Source organism: Sphingomonas gei (genome assembly GCF_004792685.1).
Lineage (GTDB): Bacteria > Pseudomonadota > Alphaproteobacteria > Sphingomonadales > Sphingomonadaceae > Sphingomonas > Sphingomonas gei.
Map to the genome: position 1 here is coordinate 144246 of NZ_SRXT01000005.1, position 19495 is coordinate 163740.

General features: G+C 66.6%; 14 protein-coding genes. 8 read left to right on the forward strand and 6 right to left on the reverse strand.

The window, feature by feature from the left end; all coding sequences use genetic code 11:
- Window positions 1–35 precede the first annotated feature (35 nt).
- The 4 genes from E5A73_RS13430 to E5A73_RS13445 all read left to right on the forward strand — a co-directional run bounded on the left by E5A73_RS13430 (window position 36) and on the right by E5A73_RS13445 (window position 4286).
- Window positions 36–1337, forward strand: coding sequence for an OmpP1/FadL family transporter (locus tag E5A73_RS13430; protein ID WP_135964356.1), 1302 nt, complete (start codon window positions 36–38; stop codon window positions 1335–1337).
- A gap of 132 nt (window positions 1338–1469) precedes the next feature.
- Window positions 1470–2897 carry an amino acid permease gene (locus E5A73_RS13435; RefSeq protein ID WP_135964357.1) on the forward strand — a complete coding sequence of 476 codons (1428 nt, stop codon included), beginning with the start codon at window positions 1470–1472 and terminating at the stop codon, window positions 2895–2897.
- On the forward strand, window positions 2894–3769 hold the full coding sequence (gene mtnP, locus E5A73_RS13440; protein ID WP_135964358.1) for an S-methyl-5'-thioadenosine phosphorylase: 876 nt from the start codon (window positions 2894–2896) through the stop codon (window positions 3767–3769). The genes E5A73_RS13435 and mtnP overlap by 4 nt, the downstream gene beginning before the upstream one ends.
- 28 nt (window positions 3770–3797) lie before the next feature.
- Window positions 3798–4286, forward strand: a complete 489-nt coding sequence (locus E5A73_RS13445; RefSeq protein ID WP_135964615.1) for an FKBP-type peptidyl-prolyl cis-trans isomerase — start codon at window positions 3798–3800, stop codon at window positions 4284–4286.
- A gap of 165 nt (window positions 4287–4451) precedes the next feature.
- Here the strand turns inward: E5A73_RS13445 and acnA are convergent, their stop codons facing one another.
- The 3 genes from acnA to E5A73_RS13460 all read right to left on the reverse strand — a co-directional run bounded on the left by acnA (window position 4452) and on the right by E5A73_RS13460 (window position 9242).
- Entirely contained in the window at window positions 4452–7121 is a 2670-nt protein-coding gene (gene acnA, locus E5A73_RS13450) for an aconitate hydratase AcnA (protein ID WP_135964359.1), read from the reverse strand.
- A 436-nt stretch (window positions 7122–7557) separates the two neighbouring features.
- Window positions 7558–8043 carry a DUF4411 family protein gene (locus tag E5A73_RS13455; RefSeq protein ID WP_168355933.1) on the reverse strand — a complete coding sequence of 162 codons (486 nt, stop codon included), beginning with the start codon at window positions 8041–8043 and terminating at the stop codon, window positions 7558–7560.
- 11 nt (window positions 8044–8054) lie between these two features.
- On the reverse strand, window positions 8055–9242 hold the full coding sequence (locus tag E5A73_RS13460) for an ImmA/IrrE family metallo-endopeptidase (protein WP_135964361.1): 1188 nt from the start codon (window positions 9240–9242) through the stop codon (window positions 8055–8057).
- Between the two features lie 326 nt (window positions 9243–9568).
- On the opposite strand from E5A73_RS13460, the gene E5A73_RS13465 reads away from it, so the two are divergent.
- Window positions 9569–9838, forward strand: coding sequence for a hypothetical protein (locus E5A73_RS13465; RefSeq protein WP_135964362.1), 270 nt, complete (start codon window positions 9569–9571; stop codon window positions 9836–9838).
- A gap of 252 nt (window positions 9839–10090) precedes the next feature.
- Entirely contained in the window at window positions 10091–10915 is an 825-nt protein-coding gene (locus E5A73_RS13470) for a hypothetical protein (protein ID WP_135964363.1), read from the forward strand.
- 135 nt (window positions 10916–11050) lie between these two features.
- Here E5A73_RS13470 and E5A73_RS13475 read toward each other — a convergent pair whose 3' ends face one another.
- Genes E5A73_RS13475 through E5A73_RS13485 form a run of 3 tightly spaced genes read right to left on the reverse strand, consistent with a single transcriptional unit; the run spans window position 11051 to window position 14570 of the window.
- Window positions 11051–12367 (reverse strand): alginate export family protein, encoded by a 1317-nt coding sequence (locus E5A73_RS13475; protein WP_135964364.1) that lies wholly within the window; start codon window positions 12365–12367, stop codon window positions 11051–11053.
- Window positions 12367–13752, reverse strand: coding sequence for a chromate efflux transporter (chrA, locus tag E5A73_RS13480; protein ID WP_135964365.1), 1386 nt, complete (start codon window positions 13750–13752; stop codon window positions 12367–12369). Before chrA ends, E5A73_RS13475 begins: the two co-directional genes overlap by 1 nt.
- Window positions 13749–14570 (reverse strand): chromate resistance protein ChrB domain-containing protein, encoded by an 822-nt coding sequence (locus tag E5A73_RS13485; protein ID WP_135964366.1) that lies wholly within the window; start codon window positions 14568–14570, stop codon window positions 13749–13751. Before E5A73_RS13485 ends, chrA begins: the two co-directional genes overlap by 4 nt.
- A gap of 254 nt (window positions 14571–14824) precedes the next feature.
- On the opposite strand from E5A73_RS13485, the gene E5A73_RS13490 reads away from it, so the two are divergent.
- Both E5A73_RS13490 and E5A73_RS13495 read left to right on the forward strand, forming a co-directional pair.
- Complete coding sequence (locus tag E5A73_RS13490) at window positions 14825–15976, forward strand: lipase family protein (RefSeq protein WP_135964367.1); 1152 nt, start codon at window positions 14825–14827, stop codon at window positions 15974–15976.
- A 422-nt stretch (window positions 15977–16398) separates the two neighbouring features.
- Window positions 16399–19260, forward strand: a complete 2862-nt coding sequence (locus E5A73_RS13495) for a TonB-dependent receptor domain-containing protein (RefSeq protein WP_135964368.1) — start codon at window positions 16399–16401, stop codon at window positions 19258–19260.
- The last annotated feature ends 235 nt before the right edge of the window (window positions 19261–19495 follow it).

Here is a 19495-nt window from a genome sequence, read left to right on the forward strand (position 1 = left end):
GTTTGCTTTTCAGTATCGCGTATAAGGACCCCAGAATGTCGTATCTCAAGCTTTCGCTCGCCGCCGCAACCGCGCTGGCGGGCTCGGTCGGTTTCGCCGCCTCTGCCAATGCGCAGGCGTTTTACCTCCAGGAACAGTCCGCGCGCGCGGCAGGACGCGCCTTTTCCGGCGAAGTCGCCGATACCGGTGCCGCATCGCTGTGGTGGAACCCCGCGTCGATCGCCGGCATGACCGACGGCGAAGCGACGATCAGTGCCTCGCTGATCCTGCCGCGCGGCGAAGTGACCGACACCGGCACGCTGATCCGCCGCCCCGGCGGGACCTTCGCGCCGGTCGGCGGCGATGCCACGACGCGCAATCCGATCAACAACGGCGTGCTGCCTTCGGGCGCGATCGCGATCCCGTTCGGCGACCGCGTCGCCTTCGGCCTTGCGGTGACGTCCCCGTACAGTTTCACCACCGATTATCCCGAGACCAGCTGGGCCCGCTACAGCGCGCTCAAGACCGAACTGCGCACGATTGACATCCAGCCATCGCTCGCGGTTGCAGTGACCGACTGGCTGCGCGTCGGCGCGGGCGTCAATGTCGAATATACCGACGCGACGCTTGCCAATGCGCTGCCCAACGTCTCGGCGGCCTTGCCCGACGGGCGGCAGGAGCTGAAGGGCGATGGCTGGGATTTCGGCTGGAGCGCGGGCTTCCAGATGCACAACGACGCCGTGACGATCGGCATGAGCTATAAATCGGCGATCAAGCACAACCTCAAGGGCGACCTCGAGGTCAGCGGGCTGGTCGGGCCGCTCGCCGGCTCGAACCGGTCGGTGTCTGACATCACCGCCAATTTCTACACCCCGGCGCAAGTGATCGTCGGCGGACGCTGGCGGCTGAGCGACAAATTCACGCTCAACGGCCAGGCGGTGCATTATCAGTGGAGCCAGTTCGATGCGATCCGGCTCGGCGCGCCGGTCAGCCAGGCGATTCCCGAGAATTATCGCGACACCTGGAGCCTCGCCACCGGCTTCGACTATGCCGCGTCGGACAAGCTAACCGTGCGGGCCGGCGTCCAGCGTACCCAGACCCCGACCCGCGACGGCGAGCGCGATGCGCGCGTGCCCGATTCGGATCGCTGGAACTATGGCGTCGGCGCTTCTTACAATTTGACGCCGGCCTTCACGCTCGATGCCGGCGCCAATTATGTCGACTTCGAGGATAGCTCGATCGATCGGGTCACCGCGGCCTATCCGGGGACCGCGGCGCAGACTCCGATCCTGACTTCGGGGACGCTCACCGACGCGCGCGCATTGGTGTTCTCGCTCGGCGGGCGCGTGCGCTTCTGAGGGCGCTCGGGGAGGGGGTTCGCGCCATCTGGGCCGGAATCCCCTCACCGCTTCGTGAAGCCGGGGTGACGGGCGGTTGCCTGGCGCGGCCAAGCCGTTATCACCGCATCCAACAAGATGGGGGATGCGCACATGGCCAGCCTGTTTCGCCTGAAGCAGATCGTCGCGGAGGCCGATCGGCCGCACGCGCATCGTCTTCAGCGCACCTTGTCGTGGCCGCATCTCGTTGCGCTCGGGGTCGGCGCGATCGTCGGGACCGGGATCCTGACGCTGATCGGCGTGGGTGCCGATCGGGCGGGGCCGGCGGTGATCCTGTCGTTCGTCGTCGCCGGGGCAATCTGCGCGTGCGCGGCGCTGGCTTATGCCGAGATGGCGACGATGATCCCGGCTTCGGGCAGCGCCTATACCTATAGCTATGTCGTGCTCGGCGAGATCATCGCCTGGGTGGTCGGGTGGAGCCTGCTCGCCGAATATACCTTGGTGGTAGCGACGGTCGCGGTCGGCTGGTCGGGCTATTCGGTCGGGTTTCTCGAAAGCCTTGGCGTGCATCTCCCCGCGGCGCTCACCCATGGGCCGGTGATGGCGGGCTGGCAGGTCGTCGAATGGGGCGTCAATTTGCCGGCCTTGTTCATCGTCGCGGTGGTCGCGGGGCTGCTGATCGTCGGCACGCGCGAAAGCGCGACGCTCAACGCCGTGCTCGTGGTGGTCAAGCTGATCGCGCTCGCGGTGTTCGTCGCAGTGGCCTTCCCGCATTTCGACGCCGCCAATTTCGAGCCGTTCGCACCGTTCGGCTTCACCAAGGCGATGGGCGCGGACGGAGTCGAGCGCGGCGTGATGGCGGCGGCGGCGATCATCTTCTTCGCTTTCTATGGCTTCGATGCGATCTCGACCGCGGCGGAGGAAGCGAAGAATCCGAGCCGCGATCTCGCCATCGGCATCGTCGGTTCGATGATCGCCTGCGTCGCGATCTACATGCTGGTCGCGTTGGCGGCGGTGGGGGCGCTGAGCTATACGCGCTTCGCCGACAGCCCCGAGCCGCTCGCGTTGATCCTGCGCGAGATCGGCCAGCCGCGCACCGCCGCCTTCCTCGCCGCATCGGCAGTGATTGCGCTGCCGACGGTGATCCTCGCTTTCCTGTACGGGCAGAGCCGGATCTTCTTCGTGATGGCGCGCGACCGCATGCTGCCTCAGGGCCTTGCCACGGTTTCGCGTCGGGGGACGCCGGTGCGGATCACGATCTTCACCGCGGGGGTGGTGACCTTCTTCGCCGCGTTCTTCCCGATCGACCAGATCGCGGCGCTCGCCAATGCCGGCACGCTGACGGCGTTCGCGGCGGTCGGGATCTGCATGCTGGTGATGCGCCGGCGTGCGCCCGAAGCGGTGCGGCCGTTCCGTGCGCCGGCGGCATGGCTGGTCGGGCTGGGCGCGGCATTCGGCTGTCTCTATCTTTTCACAAGCCTGCCGCATCAGACGCAATTGCTGTTCGGAGCGTGGAATCTGATCGGCTTGGCGCTGTATTTCGCCTGGGCGCGGCGCAACGTGGACAAGGGGTCGGCATGAGCGGTTGGACGATCGGGATCATCGGCGGCTCGGGGCTGTACGATGTCGAGGGGATCGAGGGCGGCGAATGGGTTGACGTGGCGAGCCCCTGGGGCGCGCCTTCCGACGCCTGCTTCGTCGGGCAGGTCGGGCATGTCCGCGTGGTGTTTCTGCCGCGGCACGGGCGGGGGCATCGCATCAGCCCGTCCGAACTCAATGCGCGCGCGAACGTGGACGTGCTCAAGCGGCTCGGGGTGACCGATGTGCTGGCGGTGTCGTCGGTGGGCAGCCTGGTCGAGGACCGTCCGCCGGGAAGCTTCACCATCGCAGACCAGTTCATCGACCGGACCAAGGGGCGCCCGTCGAGCTTCTTCGGCACCGGGATGGTCGCGCATGTCTCGATGGCCGATCCGGTGTGCCCGCGGTTGTCCGCGCTGGCGGTGGATGCCGCGCGGGCGGCGGGTGCCGAAACGCATGTCGGCGGGACCTATCTGGCGATGGAAGGGCCGCAATTCTCGACGCGGGCGGAGAGCCATCTCTACCGCAATTGGGGCTGCCAGATCATCGGGATGACGGGCATGCCCGAGGCCAAGCTGGCGCGCGAGGCCGAGCTTCCCTACGCGCTGGTCGGCATGGTCACCGATTATGATTGCTGGCGCGAGGGCGAGGAAGCAGTCGACGTCGCGCAGGTGATCGCGCAGCTCTCGGCCAATGCGGTCAAGGCGCGGGCGATGGTGATGCACCTGCTGCACAGCCTGCCCGAGGAGCGGCCGGCTTCGCCGATCAACACCTGTCTGGATGCGGCGCTGATCACTGCGCCGGCGGCGCGCGATCCGGAAATACTCGCGAGGCTCGACGCCGTGGCGGGGCGCGCGCTAAGGGCGGCGGAATAGCCTGATGGGGAGTGACGCTTTGAAGAAGATGGTTTTGATCGGCGTGGGCGCGGCGGTCTTGCTGGCGGGCACTGCGGCGGTGGCGCTGCAGCGCGGCGGCACGGCGGACCATTCGCAGGACGCGGCGTGGCACAACCGGCAGATGCTAGCGCTGGCGCAACTCAAGGCGAGCGACGGGTGGCAGTCGCTTCCCGGCAATTTGCGCTGGCGGCGGATCAAGGGCGACGGCTCGGGCAAGCATCCGACCGTGCAGGACGTGGTCAAGATCCACTATGCCGGCACTTTGGTCGACGGGACCGAGTTCGACAGCTCCTATTCGCGCGGCGAGCCGGCGAGTTTCCCGCTCGGCGCGCTGATCCCGGCATGGCAGATGGCGGTGCCGATGATGGGGGTGGGCGACACGATCGAAATCGCGACGCCTTCGGATTTGGCTTACGGTCCGGAGACCAAGGGTCCGATCCCGGGCGGCGCGACCCTGCTGTTCAAGATCGAATTGCTGGGGATCGGGGAGGAATAAGCCCTTCCGTGCTCCTGCGAAAGCAGGAGCCCAGGGCGGCAAGGGACCGTCGCTTGTGACTCTGGGCTCCTGCTTTCGCAGGAGCACTGGAATTCGAGGCGCTGATCCGAACAGCAAAAAGGTCGCGGTGGGATGCCCCACCGCGGCCTTTTGTTTGCGTCGCCCTTACGCGGCGAGGTTGCGCAGGACGTATTGCAGGATGCCGCCGTGGAGGAAATATTCCAGCTCGTTGACCGTATCGATGCGGCAGCGGGTCTGGAAGGTCTCTGTCTTGCCGTCGGCGCGGGTGAGGGTGACCTGGACGTCCTGGCGCGGGCGGATCGCGGCGACGCCGGTGATGGTGAAGGTCTCCGAGCCGTCGAGCCGCAGCGTCTGGCGCGTCACGCCCTCGGCGAACTGGAGCGGTAGCACGCCCATGCCGACGAGGTTCGAGCGGTGAATACGCTCGAAGCTCTCGGTAATAACCGCGCGGACACCGAGAAGATTAGTTCCCTTCGCCGCCCAGTCACGCGAAGATCCGGTGCCGTATTCCTTGCCGGCGACTACGACTAGCGGCGTGCCGTCTGCTTTGTGGCGCATCGCGGCGTCATAGATCGGCATGACCTGATCGTGATACTTGGTCATGCCGCCTTCCACGCCGGCGACCATCTCGTTCTTGATGCGGATGTTGGCGAAGGTGCCGCGGACCATGATCTCGTCGTTGCCGCGGCGCGCGCCATAGCTGTTGAAGTCCTTGCGCGAGACCTGATGATCCTGGAGGAACTTGCCCGCGGGGCTGTCCGCCTTGATCGAACCGGCGGGCGAAATATGATCGGTGGTGATCGAATCGCCGAGGATCGCCAACGGCTTGGCGTCAATGATGTCCTGCACCGGGGCGGGGGTCATCGTCATGCCTTCGAAGTAAGGCGGGTTGTGGATGTAGGTGCTCGCGGTGGGCCAGCGATAGGTGTCCGAACCCTCGATGGTGATGCCCTGCCAATGCTTGTCGCCGAGGTACACGTTCGAATATCGGGTACGGAACATCTCGTCGTCGATGTTGGCAGCCATGAGCCCCGCGATTTCCGCGTTCGAGGGCCAGATGTCCTTGAGGAAGACCGGGCCGTTGGTGCCCTCGCCGATCGGCGTCTCGTACATGTCCTCGGTGACCGTGCCCTTGAGCGCATAGGCGACGACCAAAGGCGGCGAGGCGAGGAAATTGGCGCGCACGTCGGGCGAGACGCGGCCCTCGAAATTGCGATTGCCCGACAGCACTGACGCCGCGACGATGTCGTTGCCGTTGATCGCCGCCGAGATCGGCTCGGCGAGCGGGCCCGAATTGCCGATGCAGGTGGTGCAGCCATAGCCGACGAGGTTGAACCCGATCGCGTCGAGATCCTCGCTCAGCCCGGCCTTGTTGAGATAGTCGGTGACGACCTGCGATCCGGGGGCGAGGCTGGTCTTGACCCACGGCTTGCGGGTCAGCCCGAGCGCGCGTGCCTTGCGCGCGACGAGGCCCGCGGCGATCAGCACCGAGGGGTTCGAGGTGTTGGTGCAGCTGGTGATCGCGGCGATCACCACGTCACCGTCGCCGATGTCATGCTCGGCGCCCTCGACCGCGACGCGCTCGGCACGGTCCTTGTGGTAGATCTTCTGCAGATCGGCGTTGAACACTTCGTCGACCACGTCGAGGCTCACCCGGTCCTGCGGGCGCTTGGGGCCGGCGAGCGACGGGCGCACGCAGCTCATGTCGAGCTCGAGCGTGTCGGTGAAGATCGGCTCGGGGCCGTCGACCAGATGCCACATGCCCTGCGCCTTGGCATAGGCCTCGACCAGGGCGATCGTCTCGTCCGGGCGGCCGGTGAGCCGCATATAATCCATCGTCTTCTCGTCGATCGGGAAGAAGCCGCAGGTCGCGCCATATTCGGGCGCCATGTTGGCGATCGTCGCACGATCGGCGAGCGTCATCGAATGCAGCCCGGGGCCGTAGAATTCGACGAAGCGGCCGACCACGCCCTTGGCGCGCAGCATTTGGGTGACGGTGAGCACCAGATCGGTGGCGGTGATGCCCTCGGCGAGCGCGCCGGTCAGCTTGAAGCCGACGACTTCGGGGATCAGCATCGACACCGGCTGGCCGAGCATCGCGGCCTCGGCCTCGATCCCGCCGACGCCCCAGCCGAGCACGCCGAGGCCGTTGACCATCGTGGTGTGGCTGTCGGTGCCGACGAGCGTGTCGGGATAGGCGATCGTGCTGCCGTCGGGCGCCTGCGACGACCAGACCGACTGCGCGATATATTCGAGATTGACCTGGTGGCAGATGCCGGTGCCGGGGGGGACGACCTTGAAATTGTCGAGCGCCTTCGAGCCCCATTTGAGGAACTCGTAGCGCTCGTTGTTGCGCTCATATTCGAGCTCGACATTCTGGCCGAACGCCTGCGGCGTGCCGAACTCGTCGACCATCACCGAGTGATCGATGACGAGATGGACGGGGACCTGCGGATTGATCTTGGCCGGATTGCCGCCGAGCTTGGTGATCGCGTCGCGCATCGCGGCGAGATCGACGACGCAGGGCACGCCGGTGAAATCCTGCATCAGCACGCGGGCGGGGCGATACTGGATCTCGCGGTTCGAGCGCGCGTCCTTCTGCCAGTCGACGATCGCCTGGGCATCGTCCTTCGTCACGGTCTTGCCGTCCTCGAAGCGCAGCATGTTCTCGAGCAGCACCTTCATGCTGAACGGCAGGCGGCTGATGTCGCCGAGCTTCTTCGCCGCCTTGGGGAGCGAATAATAATTGTAGGTCTGGCTGCCGACGGTGAGCGTGTCGCGAGTGCCGAGCGTATCGTTGCCGATGGCGGTCATGGGGCGCGGGGTCCTTTTCTTCTGTCCGGCCCGGGCGCTCGGGGGACGCTAGTCCTTATAGGACCGCGCGGGCGCGCCGGTAGGGTGCTGCGAATGCGAGATTCGTGGCGGCCTTAGCAAGGGGGGGAGGGGAGGGGAAGGGGAGGGGGGTGGAAGGTGACGGGTCTTACCAACGGCCTTAGACGGGCGAGCGGGATTTGGCGGCTAGCCGCAAGTCCGCTTTTGGGTGACGGAGCGCAGAAAACCGCCATCCGTTCAGGCTACTAGGCACGCGCAAAACGAGCTTCCATCGACTGTCGCGTGCCGCCCTCGGATTTCGCCAGGCGCATGCATCTTCGCGTGCGTAACGGGTGCCGTGCCTGCGGCTTCGCTATCGCGCAGCAATGTCCTCAGTTGTGGCGACACCAGCGTAGCTGTCGCCGCTCGATGCGTACTCTCAATCGGCCCATCCGGTTGAGAAATTCAATACGTTCAGAAACTCCACCGGGCTTCGCCATTGGACCCCGATGTCACCGCAAATATTTGGGATATGGCGGTTCGCCCCTTGCCTCCCCGGCTTAGAGATCTCGGCTGTCACAACGAGCCGATCATTGGGATCGACAAGTGCCGCGGCGATTAGGAATGGGTCCTTGCCGATCGTCTCAATATCTTCTTCGGACGGGTCATCGCCGTAAAGCGCCGAGACCGCCTGGACGAGAGCAGGCACCGGCGCCTCACCGAACAGCAACGCGTCTTTCGACGCCGCTTTCGCCATCCATTCGGCGAGCGCATCGTTTCCGTCCTCGACCTCCGCATAGATAGCAGCTGGCATCTTGATCGTGCCAAGCGCGCCATAATGCCGTAGCCATTCCCAGAACTCAGGCACGCGATGGAGCGCGTAATAGGTGTTGTGAGCCGTGATCAACGTGCTGGCGTCGATCAAGTAGAGCACGATCAGGCTGCCCGAACCGGATGTGCAGCGTCACCGATGAGCGAGTAGACCGCCATTGGCTTCACCCCGAGCATCTTCGCCGCACGAACTGGAGTCACTGACCCCTCGCGGATGCCCCTTTTCACCAAGCTGAGCAAAGCGGCACCAACGCGATGACGGCGGATTGTATAGTAACTTGGCCCGCCTTCACGCTCGCGATTGGCGGCGCGCTCGTTCGCTCGCAGAGCAAGCCATTCATGTCGGAAGCTATCCGTCAATTCGCGCCACCGAGCCTCGGTAATTCGGCCCGCAAGCCGAAGTCGATAGGCCACCATCGATCGGCTCACCCGCCACTGGTTAGCGGCGGCGTTGATGGCAGGCCTGATATTGGCAATAGGTAGACCAGCGATTTCGGCGTCATCGACAAGTATCGCGGCTGCGACTTCATTGCACAGCCGCTCGATGCCTGCTGCCGCCATCGTCCCCCCGCTCACGCCGGTCGCCCCGATACACAGGTGGGCCAATTCATGAAGTAGCGTGAAGGACCAAGCGGACTTTGCGTCCTGGTCGTTGACGACGACGAAAGGTGCGACCCGGTCAGCGATCGCAAAGCCTCGAAAGACGCTCACCTCAATGGCCGTCTGCCAACTTCCGAGGCTCCCGGCCAACAACACGTAAACACCGGCTCGCTCGGCACACGCCCGCAGGTAAGCGAAAGCAGCGTCCCTAGTTTGCGCGGCGCGATAGAGCGCGCGATCGAACGCGATACCTTCGACGATGGTGTCCGCTATGGCAGTAACGCTGTCGCCCGCCTGCTGCGATGCGACGAAGCCAACTTCGTCGGTTTCGTCATCGTCTTCAAGCAACTCACGAACCAGCGCCTGACGTGCCTTGATGTCGCGAAGCAGCGCGTCCAGAAGCGAGTTTGCCGGATCGCCTTGCTCGGGAAGCGTTCGGAAATCTTGTCCAACTTCGGCTTTCCGGGGTACCTGCGGCAGATAGAATGTCAGCAGCGGGCGGCGGTATTGCTTAGCCATGCGATTCAGCAGCGTAGTGCTAGGCTCGCCCTCCCCAGCTTCTAGGGCGGCTAGGCGATCCGCACCACTACTCGCCTTGGTTGCGTTCAGCTGTATCCGACGCGCGGCTTCAACGAGATCGTAGCCCGCAGTTTCGCGCGCCCAGCGCAATATCTCAGGTTCAACTTGTGGCATGTCCTCGCGCCCGTCCCCACGGGAAAACACCGCGGGCACGAGACTTAAAGCGCGACGGCCGTTTGTCGATCCGAAACTTCAGCCAGCCTCATTTACCAGCGATAAACGACAGGTTTCAGCCATCCGCGACATTGCGTTGAACGGCATGAGGTGGGGCGCTCAGCCGTCGGTCAGCGATGAGGTCGCTTTTGCGTATGTTCGCACGCCTTGCGACCCCTTCGCCACCTCGCGATGTTGCATCCCCGGAACAAAACGCCGCTCCGTTTATTTTTGCCCCGAACCGATTGCGCGCGTGTTGCGGGCAACGAAGACAGGGGAGTCCCATCATGAAGAAGATTTTCGCTTTGAGCGCCGTGGCCGGGCTCGTCGCCCTTTCGGCATGCAACAGCTCGCCGCGCGAGCAGGCCGCGGACAATATCGAGGCCAATGCAGAGGCAGTCGCGGACAATTTCGACGCCGCAGCGGATAACGCTACGACGCCCGCGGCCGAGCAGGCGCTCGACAACACCGCCGCCGCGATCCGTGAGACCGGCGACCAGAAGGCCGAGGACATGCGGACCAACGACCCGGATACCAACCTGTCCAACGGCATGTAATTCGACGCTTAGACAGACCGGGCTGCTCCCACGCAGGCGGTCCGGACTGGAGGGGCGCTCGCATCGCGGGCGCCCCTTTCTGTTTGTTGCGCTATGACCGCCTCCGTCTCGCTTGCGGCGAGGCCCCCCAGGTCACGCCGCGCGTCCCACCTCCCCCGCTTCTCGGGGAGGATTTGCTTGTTCCTATTTGGTTCTTTCAATGTAGGAAATTATGGCATAATTGGTTCGACTCGCATTAGGGGAGTCGCACAGATGTCCACGCCGCCGGGTTGGACCCGCCAGCCCGCCGCGAAGCCGTTCGCGCGGTGGAGTGCCGATACCGAGCAGGCTTTCCTGTTCGCGCTGCGGCTCACCGGTCGGGTGCGCGATGCGGCGGCGGCGATCGGCCGGTCGACCGCGACGGCTTATGTGCGGCGGCGGCGCGATGCCGGGTTTGCGGCGCGCTGGGACGCCGTGGTCGAAGAGCAGCAGACGGGGTGGATCGCCGAGCAGGGCAAGGCGGTGCGCGCGCTGGCCGACGAGCCTTTGGGCGACCTGCGGCTGCGGCGCGACGGGTGGAGCGAGGCGCGGCGCAAATTGTTCCTGCGCGCGCTCTCCGAGACCGGATCGGTGCGCGACGCCTGTGCGCGGGCGCGGATCTCGTCGACTTCGGCCTATCGGCTGCGCGACCAGTGCGCGCGCTTCGCCGGCGATTGGGAAAAGGCGCTGGCGACGCAGGCAGTGACGATCGAGCAAGTCGCCTATGAGCGGGCGGTGATCGGCTGGGAGGAGCCGATCGTCCAGGGCGGGCAGATTGTCGGGCAGCGCTGGCGCTATTCGGAATCGCTGCTGCGGGCGCTGGTGCTGCACGAGCAGCGCGCAGCGGGGCCGGCGATGGCGGGCGCGGCGGGGCGGCGGGGCGGGCGCGGTCACGGGGCGCAGTACCAGAAGCCGCTGGCGACGCGCGAGGAGACCAACGCCGCGCTCGCCAAGGCGCTCGCCGGGGCGCAGCGGCGGATGGCGCTGGCGCAAGAGGCGGAATGGGCGCGCTGGCGGGCCTGCTGGGGGACGTCGCCGCGAGGGGAGGGGTCTGGGTAGGGCATTCGCCCTTTTGTCGTCATCCGCGCGAAAGCGGGGACCCATCTCCTGACCGAGCGGCAAAATGCGCCGGTGGGTTCGTGGATAGTGCGGGAGATGGATCCCCGCTTTCGCGCGGATGACGATTGGTCCGGCTCAGAACGCCGCGGTCAGGTTGACCGAGCCGTATCGGGTCCACCGTCCTGGCGGGGCGTTGGGTGCCTCGCGCAGGAAGCGGCCCTTGGCGAGGAGGACGGCGTCGAGCTCGAGCTTGAGCGCCCTGGTCAATTGGTGGCGGAGGCGGGCGTCGAATTGGGTGCCGGCGAAATCGCCGGCGCGGCCGGTGGGGTCGCGCACGCCGGTGGTCGAGAAGCTGTCCTGCGCCGCGGCCAGCCAGATCGGGCGGAGGCTGGCCATCGCGTCGGTGCGCGGGCCGGGAATGGCCTCGATGCGCAAGGCGGGGCTGAGGAAATTGGCGCGGCCGAAGGCGTTGTAGAGGCCCGAAGGGCCGAGATCGGCGCGGCGCATGCCGAACAAGGTATCGAAGCGGGTGTTGCGCCCGCCGGGGCGATCGCCGCTGGCATGGTCATATTCGAGCGAGAGCCGCGGCTTCCAGCCGGTGGCGGAGGTATAGCCGGCCTCGGCGTGGACGAACCAGGCGGCGACTTGCTGGCGCGGCGCGGTTGCGGCGGTGCTGGCGGAGATGCGGCCGCGCTGGACGATGGCTTCGGCTTCGTAGTCGGCGTGGCCGGGGGCGGGGTCGCGGAGCAGGCGGAGCGAGGCAGTGTCGAGCGAGCGGTCGCGGGTGGGGCGGCCGGGGCGGTCGCGCTCGCCGAGATGGAAGAACGACGCTTCGAGCGTGGCCGGGCCGAGCGCGCGGGTGCGGCTGACCAGGCCACCCCACAGGACCAGGTCGAAGCCTTCGCGGTCCAGGGCTACCTTGTTGTCGCGCAGGTCTTCGAGGGTATCGGGGCGGCGCTGCTGGGGGAGGGTGTAGACCAAGGCCGCCTTCCAGCCGGTGCGCCAGGCCAGATCGGCGCGCAGGCCGGTATAGCCATTGGTGGTGTTGCGGTAATCGTCGGCGGCGACGAGGCGGCGCGAACCGAGATTGAGCGTGAAGCGGCCGGCCTGGAGCGTGGCGGTGCTGCCGGCACCGAGCAGGCCCTGGGCGCGGAACTCGGCATAGGCCTGGACGAGCTCGACCGGATTGACTTCGCCGGTGGTGATCGGGGTGCCGCGGTCGCCGCCATAGACGCGGCTGTCCCACAGTTCGGCGACGAGGCGGACGGGGCCGTCCTTATATTCGGCGAGGAGCGTGGTGCGCAGGTTGACGAGGTCGTCGCTGGCGTTGGACCCGGCGCGCGGCTGGCCCTCGATCGCCTCGTAGCGCAGGCGCGCGGTGCCCGACAGCGAGAGCTCCTGCGCGGCGGCGGGAGTGGCGCTTGCCACGAGCGCGAGGCACAAGGCGCGCATCAGCCGATCCAGCCGAGCAAGTGGAGCGCGATGCCGGCGGCGGCGGTGGCGAGCAGCGTGGGGATCACGCCGGCGCGCAGGACGAAGATCGCGACTGCCGCGGCGAGTGCGAGGACGAAGGCGAAGGGGTCGAGGCTGGCGAGCACCGGCGCGTCGAAGCGGACCGGGCCGGCGGCGATGGGGAGGGTGGCGCGGAACAGCGAATGGAGCGCGAACCAGAGTGCGAGGTTGAGCACGACGCCGACCACCGCCGCGGTGATCGCCGAGAGCGCGCCCGAGACCGCGGCATTGCCGCGCAGCCGCTCGATGAACGGCGCGCCGAGGAAGATCCACAGGAAGCAAGGCGTGAAGGTCACCCAGGTGGCGAGCAGGCCGCCGAGCGTGGCGGCGAGGAGCGGGTCGAGCCCGCCGGTGTCGCGATACGCGGCGAGGAAGCCGACGAACTGGAGCACCATGATCAGCGGGCCGGGGGTGGTCTCGGCCATGCCGAGTCCGTCGAGCATCTCGGTCGGGGCCAGCCAGCCATGGCCCTCGACGGCCTGCTGCGCGACATAAGCGAGCACCGCATAGGCGCCGCCGAAGGTCACCGCCGCCATCGTCGAGAAGAAAGTGGCGATGCGGCTGAAGACGTTGCCGGGGCCGAGGGTGAGGACCAGGACGAGCACCGGGAGCAGCCATAGCGCCAGCCAGACGAGCGCGGTGCGGGCGGTTTCACGCCAGCTCGGGCGGGCGTGGGCGGGGAGTTCCTCGCCGAGCAGGGTGTCGGCATCGACGACGATCGGGCCCTTGCCGCTGGCATGGCCGCCGCCGGGGGCGAAGGCGGGGTGGCCGGCGCGGCTCGTCGCCCAACCGATCAGCCCGGCGGCGAGCACGATCAGCGGGAAAGGCACGCCGAGGAAGAAGATCGCGGCGAAGGCAGTGGCGGCGAGCAGGCGGGCGGCGCCTGTCCGCAGCGCGCGGCTGCCGATGCGGACCACTGCCTGGAGTACTATCGCGAGCACTGCCGCCTTCAATCCGAAGAACAAAGCCGAGACGATCCCGACGCGGCCGTAGAGGACATAGACCCAGCTCAGCGCCATGATCGAAATCGCGCCGGGGAGGACGAACAGCACGCCCGCGACGATCCCGCCGGCGGTGCGGTGCATCAGCCAGCCGATATAAGTGGCGAGCTGCTGCGCCTCGGGGCCGGGGAGGAGCATGCAATAATTGAGCGCGTGGAGAAAGCGCCGTTCGCCGATCCAGCGCTTCTCGTCGACGAGGATGCGGTGCATCACCGCGATCTGCCCCGCGGGCCCGCCGAACGACAGCAAGGCGATGCGCAGCCAGACCCGGGAGGCCTCGGCGAGGGTGACGGGTTGGGGCCTGTCCGGCGCGAGACCGGTCATGCGCGCGGCGCGCGGGGCTGGTGCGCGCTCCAGTCATGCGTTTCGCCGCGTGCGTCGCGGCACCAGCGGTAGAGCGCGTCATAGACCAGCATGCCGGCGTCGAGCTGGGCGAGATCGTCGGCATGGAGGCGCGACAGGCCGAGCGAGATCGCGAGCAGGCCAGCGGCTTCGGGGACGAGATCAGGCCGGGCGGTGTCGGCGCCGCGGACGATCGTGGCGAGGTGGTCGAGCGCGGGAAAGGCGCTGAGGCCGAATTCGTCGACCATCACGTCGAAGGTGCAGCGATCGCCGCGGTGGCTCCAGAACACGTCCTCGTGCGCGACGTCGAACGGCGCGGCGCCGCGCTCCCTCGCGACCGCCAGGACCTCGCCGGCGGGGACGAACAGGAAGCGCGCCTGCGGATCGACGAAGCGGCGGATCAGCCAGGGACAGGCGATGCGATCGACCTTGGGGCGGGCGCGGGTGACCCACAGCGTGCGGCCACGGGCATCGCGGCGCGGGAGCCGCGCGGTGGCGAGGAGCGGAAGCCCGGCGGCGCGCCATGCCGCGAAGCCGCCCTCCAATGCTTCAGCCTCGACGCCTTCGGTGCGCAGCCAGGCGGCGATGCCGTGCGCCGAGGTGCCGTCCTCGTCGACGATCACTGCGGTGCGGCCGGCGAAACGCGTGGCCCACTCCTCGACGGTGTCGGCGGAAAGCCGCAGCGAAGCGGGGATCAGCTTGGTAGGCTCGCCGGTACGCAAGTCGATGACGAAGGGCGAATCGGGGACTCCGATCAGGCGGGCGAGTTTCTCCGCGGCGATAGCGTTCAGCGCAGGCATGCGGCGTCCTTTGGCGAAGTTCAGGACGCGATTCTTCGGCTGTCGCCTCGTGGGGAGATCGCAATCCCCATGCCGGGTAGTTCGTCCGATTATGCCGCGATTGTCAATCGCATGGCGGTTTAATGTAAGCGGCATGATGCCGGGGGGCGTAAATCCGGTAATATTTCGGTTAGCCAAGATCTCGTCTGGACTCTCCACAATCGACCAATAGAATCTTCGCTCATATTCTTGCGTTTGGCGAAAGGAGTGCGGCAATGTCTGTTTGTACGAGCATCCAGCAGCAAGTATATTGCCTGGCGATCAAAATCTGCGCGGCATCGACGCAGACGGGCGATTCGGCGACGCTCGCGGCCTATCTGCAGACCGAGCTGCAGGCGCTGCTGAGCGATCCCGATTTCAACAATGGCGACGACTGGCAGATCGCGTGGGGGCCGGCGGTATGGCAGGCGCCGTTCAGCACTTTCTCCGATCAGGCGGCGGCAGTGTGCTACAATAGCAGCCAGAACTATTATGTCGTGCCGGTTTCGGCGACCAACCCCAATGCGCCGTACAATGTGTTCTTCGAGGACCTCGGCGCGGTGCCGCACTACATGGTGCCGGTGCCGGGCGGGAATGCCGGCAATGTCAGCGTCGGCAATTTTGCCGGCCTGCAGGCGCTGTTGAGCCTGCAGGTGAGCGGGACCGGGCTGCAGGACTTCCTGAGCACGACGGCGAGCGCGTCCGACACGCTGGTGTTTTGCGGGCACAGCCTGGGCGGCGGGCTGACGCCGTTGCTGGCCTACACGCTCTATCCGAAGGGCAGCGCGGGGAGCGGATGGGCGAACGTCTATACCTTCCCGACTGCGGGGCCGACGACCGCGGACGGGAGTTTCGCGAGCGCGTTCGCCGCGGCGTATCCAGTGGTTTCGGGGAGCGGCTATCAGATGTGGAACGCCAACCAGTATAATGTCCACGACCTGGTGCCCAATGCCTGGGCGGGGGCGAGCACCGGGCCGGGGCTGGCGCAGATCAGCGGCAGCGCCTGGCCGTGGACCACCGTGATGTATTATTCGAGCGTCGAAATGGCGGCGGAGATCGCGGCGCTGCGCAACATCGCCGAGGTGTTCGCAGGCGGATCGGCCAATCCCTATGTCGCCGCCAACCCCAACCCGCTGTTCACCGGCGCGCGTCAATATGGCGAGATCGAGGACAGCGCGACGCTGGAGAAGGAAATCCTGTTCCAGCACACGACGGCGTACAATCAGGAGTTCGGCGTGACTGCGTTGTTCGACGACGCGCAAGTGCAGGCGTGGATCCAGCCGCCGTTGCTGCCGCTGGTGCGCGGGGTGCGCGGCGTGGGGGCGGTGGTCGCGGCGGCTAGGACGGCGGCGGTGGTCGAGGCTGCGGCGGCGGAGCCGGGAGCGTAGCGGGGATTATTCTCTTCGTCATCCCCGCGAAAGCGGGGATCCATCTCCTGGGCTCGCTCGGCATGTGACAGCTGTCGGGATCGCCGCCTATGCCGCAAATGGCCCCGTTTTCGGGGGTGACGGCTAAGAGGGCGGGGCGGAGGCGGAGCTTTGCTCCGCGCGGCCGCTTTGCGGCCGCACCCCCTCACCCAGCTCCGACTAGGCCGCAAGCTGCCAAGTCTGCGCAACCCTCTCCCCCTTGCAGGGGGCGAGGGAAGGGCTTGGCTTACTCCCCTCCCACCGCTGTGACTCCAAAGCCACATGGCCGGCGATATCGTGCGCGCGCCACGATCGTATCCATTGCGGAACGGCCGCGATTGTTTCTCATATGCGGCAATAATCGAAAGAGGATGTCTCGGGTGGCGTACTTGGAGGACCAATTGATGCGCAGGAAAACCATGTCGACTATTTCGGGTGTTGCAATCGCGGCGCTTGCCGCAGCGCTGGCGGCGATGCCGGCACAGGCACAGACCAGTCCCGGCGATGACGAACAGAGCGCGGCGCAAGGTGCGGGCGAGGAAATCGTCGTCACCGGATCGCGCATCCGGCGCAATCCGCTAGATCAGGACAAGCCCGTCGTCACCGTCGACGAAGCGTCGATCGCGCGGACCGGGCTGAGCTCGATCGCCGATGTCCTCCAGCGCCTGCCCAGCGCGGGCGGCGGGCTCAACACCAAGGTCAACAATGCCGGCAATATCGGCGGACCGCCCGACGGCACCGGCGTGAGCTCGGGATCGGCCGAGATCGACCTGCGCTACCTCGCCGCCAAGCGCACGCTCGTGCTGGTCGACGGCCTGCGCTACGTCAACGGCTCGGCGGCGGGCGGCATTCCCGCCTCGGTCGACCTCAACGCATTGCCGACGAGCATGATCGAGCGCGTCGAAGTGCTCCAGTCGGGCGCGTCGCCGCTCTACGGCACCGACGCCGTCGCCGGCGTGGTCAACATCATCACCAAGCAGAAGCAGGTCGGGCTGCGCGCCTCGGCGCAGTTCGGCACGTTTCGCGAAGGCGACGGGCATACCCAGAATTACGAAGCCAGCTACGGCATCCAGTCGCCCGATACGGGCACTTCGCTGGTGTTCGGCGGCTATTACACCAAGCAGGAAGGGGTGAGCACCGCCGACCGATCGATCTCCTTGTTCCCGACGCCGGGCGCGACGAGCTGCGCGGCGCCGGGCTGCTCGAGCGCGACGCCAAACGGGCGATTCGGCGTCCTGGGGCTTCCCAACCAGACGCTCATCGCCCCGGTGATCGGGCGCCGGCCGACGCTCGCCGATTACCGTCCCTATTCCTCAGACACCGACTCATTCAATTTCGGGCCGTATAATTATCTGCTGACTCCGTCGGAGCGCTTCGGCGCGTTCGTCAACTTCAAGCAGGAATTGAGCGACAATGTGAACCTGCGGACCAAGCTGGTCGCCAACCATCGCCATTCGACCACCCAGGCGGCGTTCCTGCCGCTGTCGATCGGGCCCGATGCCGGCAACGGCAATCTGCTCGACACGATCTCGATCGACGCCACCAACCCGTACAACCCGTTCGGCACGCTCTCGTCGGGCGCGGACGGCACGCCGGCCAATTACTCGATGATCCGCCGACGCTTCGTCGAGGGCGGCCAGCGCGTGTTCACCCAGGATGTCGACACGCTCTCCGCGACGGTGACGCTCGACGGCTCGTTCGAAGTGGGTAGCCGAAACTGGTATTGGGACGTCAACGGCGTCTACGGCATCAACGATGCGCACCAATTGTTCACCGGCAACGTCAACGCCGCGAACCTCGCCCGCGCGCTCGGGCCGGTGGCGGACTGCACCGGAGCGTGCGTGCCGTTCAACATCTTCGGCGGGCTCGGTTCGATCACCCAGCCGATGCTCGATTATGTGACGTTCGACGAGAGGGACAAGAGCAGCCAGCGGCTGTGGGACTTCACTGCCAACCTCTCGGGCGAATTGTTCGACCTGCCGGGCGGCCCGGTGGGTGTCGCGGTGGGCTATGAGCATCGCGACCAGCATGCCAGCTACGATCCCGATCCGCTGATCGTCGCCGGGCTCGGCGCCGACGTGCCGACCAGCCCGGCGCGCGGCGGGTTCAACGTCGACGAATGGTATGGCGAGGTCCGCATCCCGATCCTTGCCAATGTCGGCTTCTTCCACTTGCTCGAGCTCGACGGCGCGGCGCGGCATTCGAACTATTCGTCGTTCGGCAGCAACACCACGTTCACGGCATCGGGGCTGTGGAAGCCGGTGCGCGACCTGCTGTTCCGCGGCGGCTATGCCGAGAGCCTGCGCGCGCCGAGCATCGGCGAGCTCTATGCCGGCCCTTCGCGCTTCGACGCGACGATCGACGATCCGTGCACCAGCGCGACCGGCGGATCGTTCCTGACCAACCCGACGGTGCGCGCCAATTGCATCGCCAACGGCGTCCCCGCAAATGGAAGCTACAACGAACCGACCGGTGGTCAGCTCGGCGTGTTCTCGCAGGGGAATACCGCGCTCAAGCCCGAGACTGCGGAGACCTGGACCGCGGGCGGCGTCTACAGCCCGAGCTGGGCGACGGGCGGCTTTGCCAGCGCGCTGAGCCTCGAAGTCAATTGGTACAGCATCAAGCTGACCAACGCGATCGACTCGGTGCCCGCGACGCTGTCTCTGTCGCGCTGCGCGTTCAGTGCCGATCCGGTGAGCTGCGCGGCGATCCGCCGCACCGCCAGCGGGCAGGTCGCCTCGATCAATGCGCGGCTGCTCAACCTCAATGCGATCGAGACCTCGGGGATCGACTGGACGGTCAATTTCCGTTCGACCGAATTCGCCGGGGGCACGGTGGGGCTCGCGGTCAACGCGGCGCATCTGATCAAGTACAACATCGTGCCGCCATCGGACCTCAACGCGCCGACCCAGGAATATGCCGGCACCGAGCGCGGCAGCCCCGACCAGGCCTATCCCAAGTTCAAGCTCAACGGGACGCTCGACTGGTCGACTCCGGCATACGGGATCTCGTTCACCGGACGCTACATCAACGGCGTGGACGAGCGCGACGGGGAGCACCGGATGGGGAGCGTGTTCTATGGCGACATGCAGCTCTATCTCTCGCCGGGCTGGATGGATCACCGGCTGCGGCTCACCGCGGGGGTGAACAACCTCTTCGATCGCGATCCGCCGCAATGCTTCACCTGCGACAGCGCGAACTACGATCCGACGACGTACGACATTCCCGGGCAGTTCGGCTATCTGCGGCTCTCGTACGGGTTCTGAGGGCGGGGGCCGGGCGGCGACGCCCGTGCCCGCTTTCCTCTCCCTGCGGGAGAAAGGCGAAGCTTGGCGGCTTGCCGCCTAGCGGCGCTGGGTGAGGGTTTCCCGCTATCGATGGGGTGATTCCCTCACCCAGCTCCAGGGCCGTGGCCGCAAAAGGGTTGCGAAACATAGACGTGCTGTCGATAAGTCGCATCAGGCGAGACTCGCCGTAGCAGCACGTGCGCCTCCGCCGTGC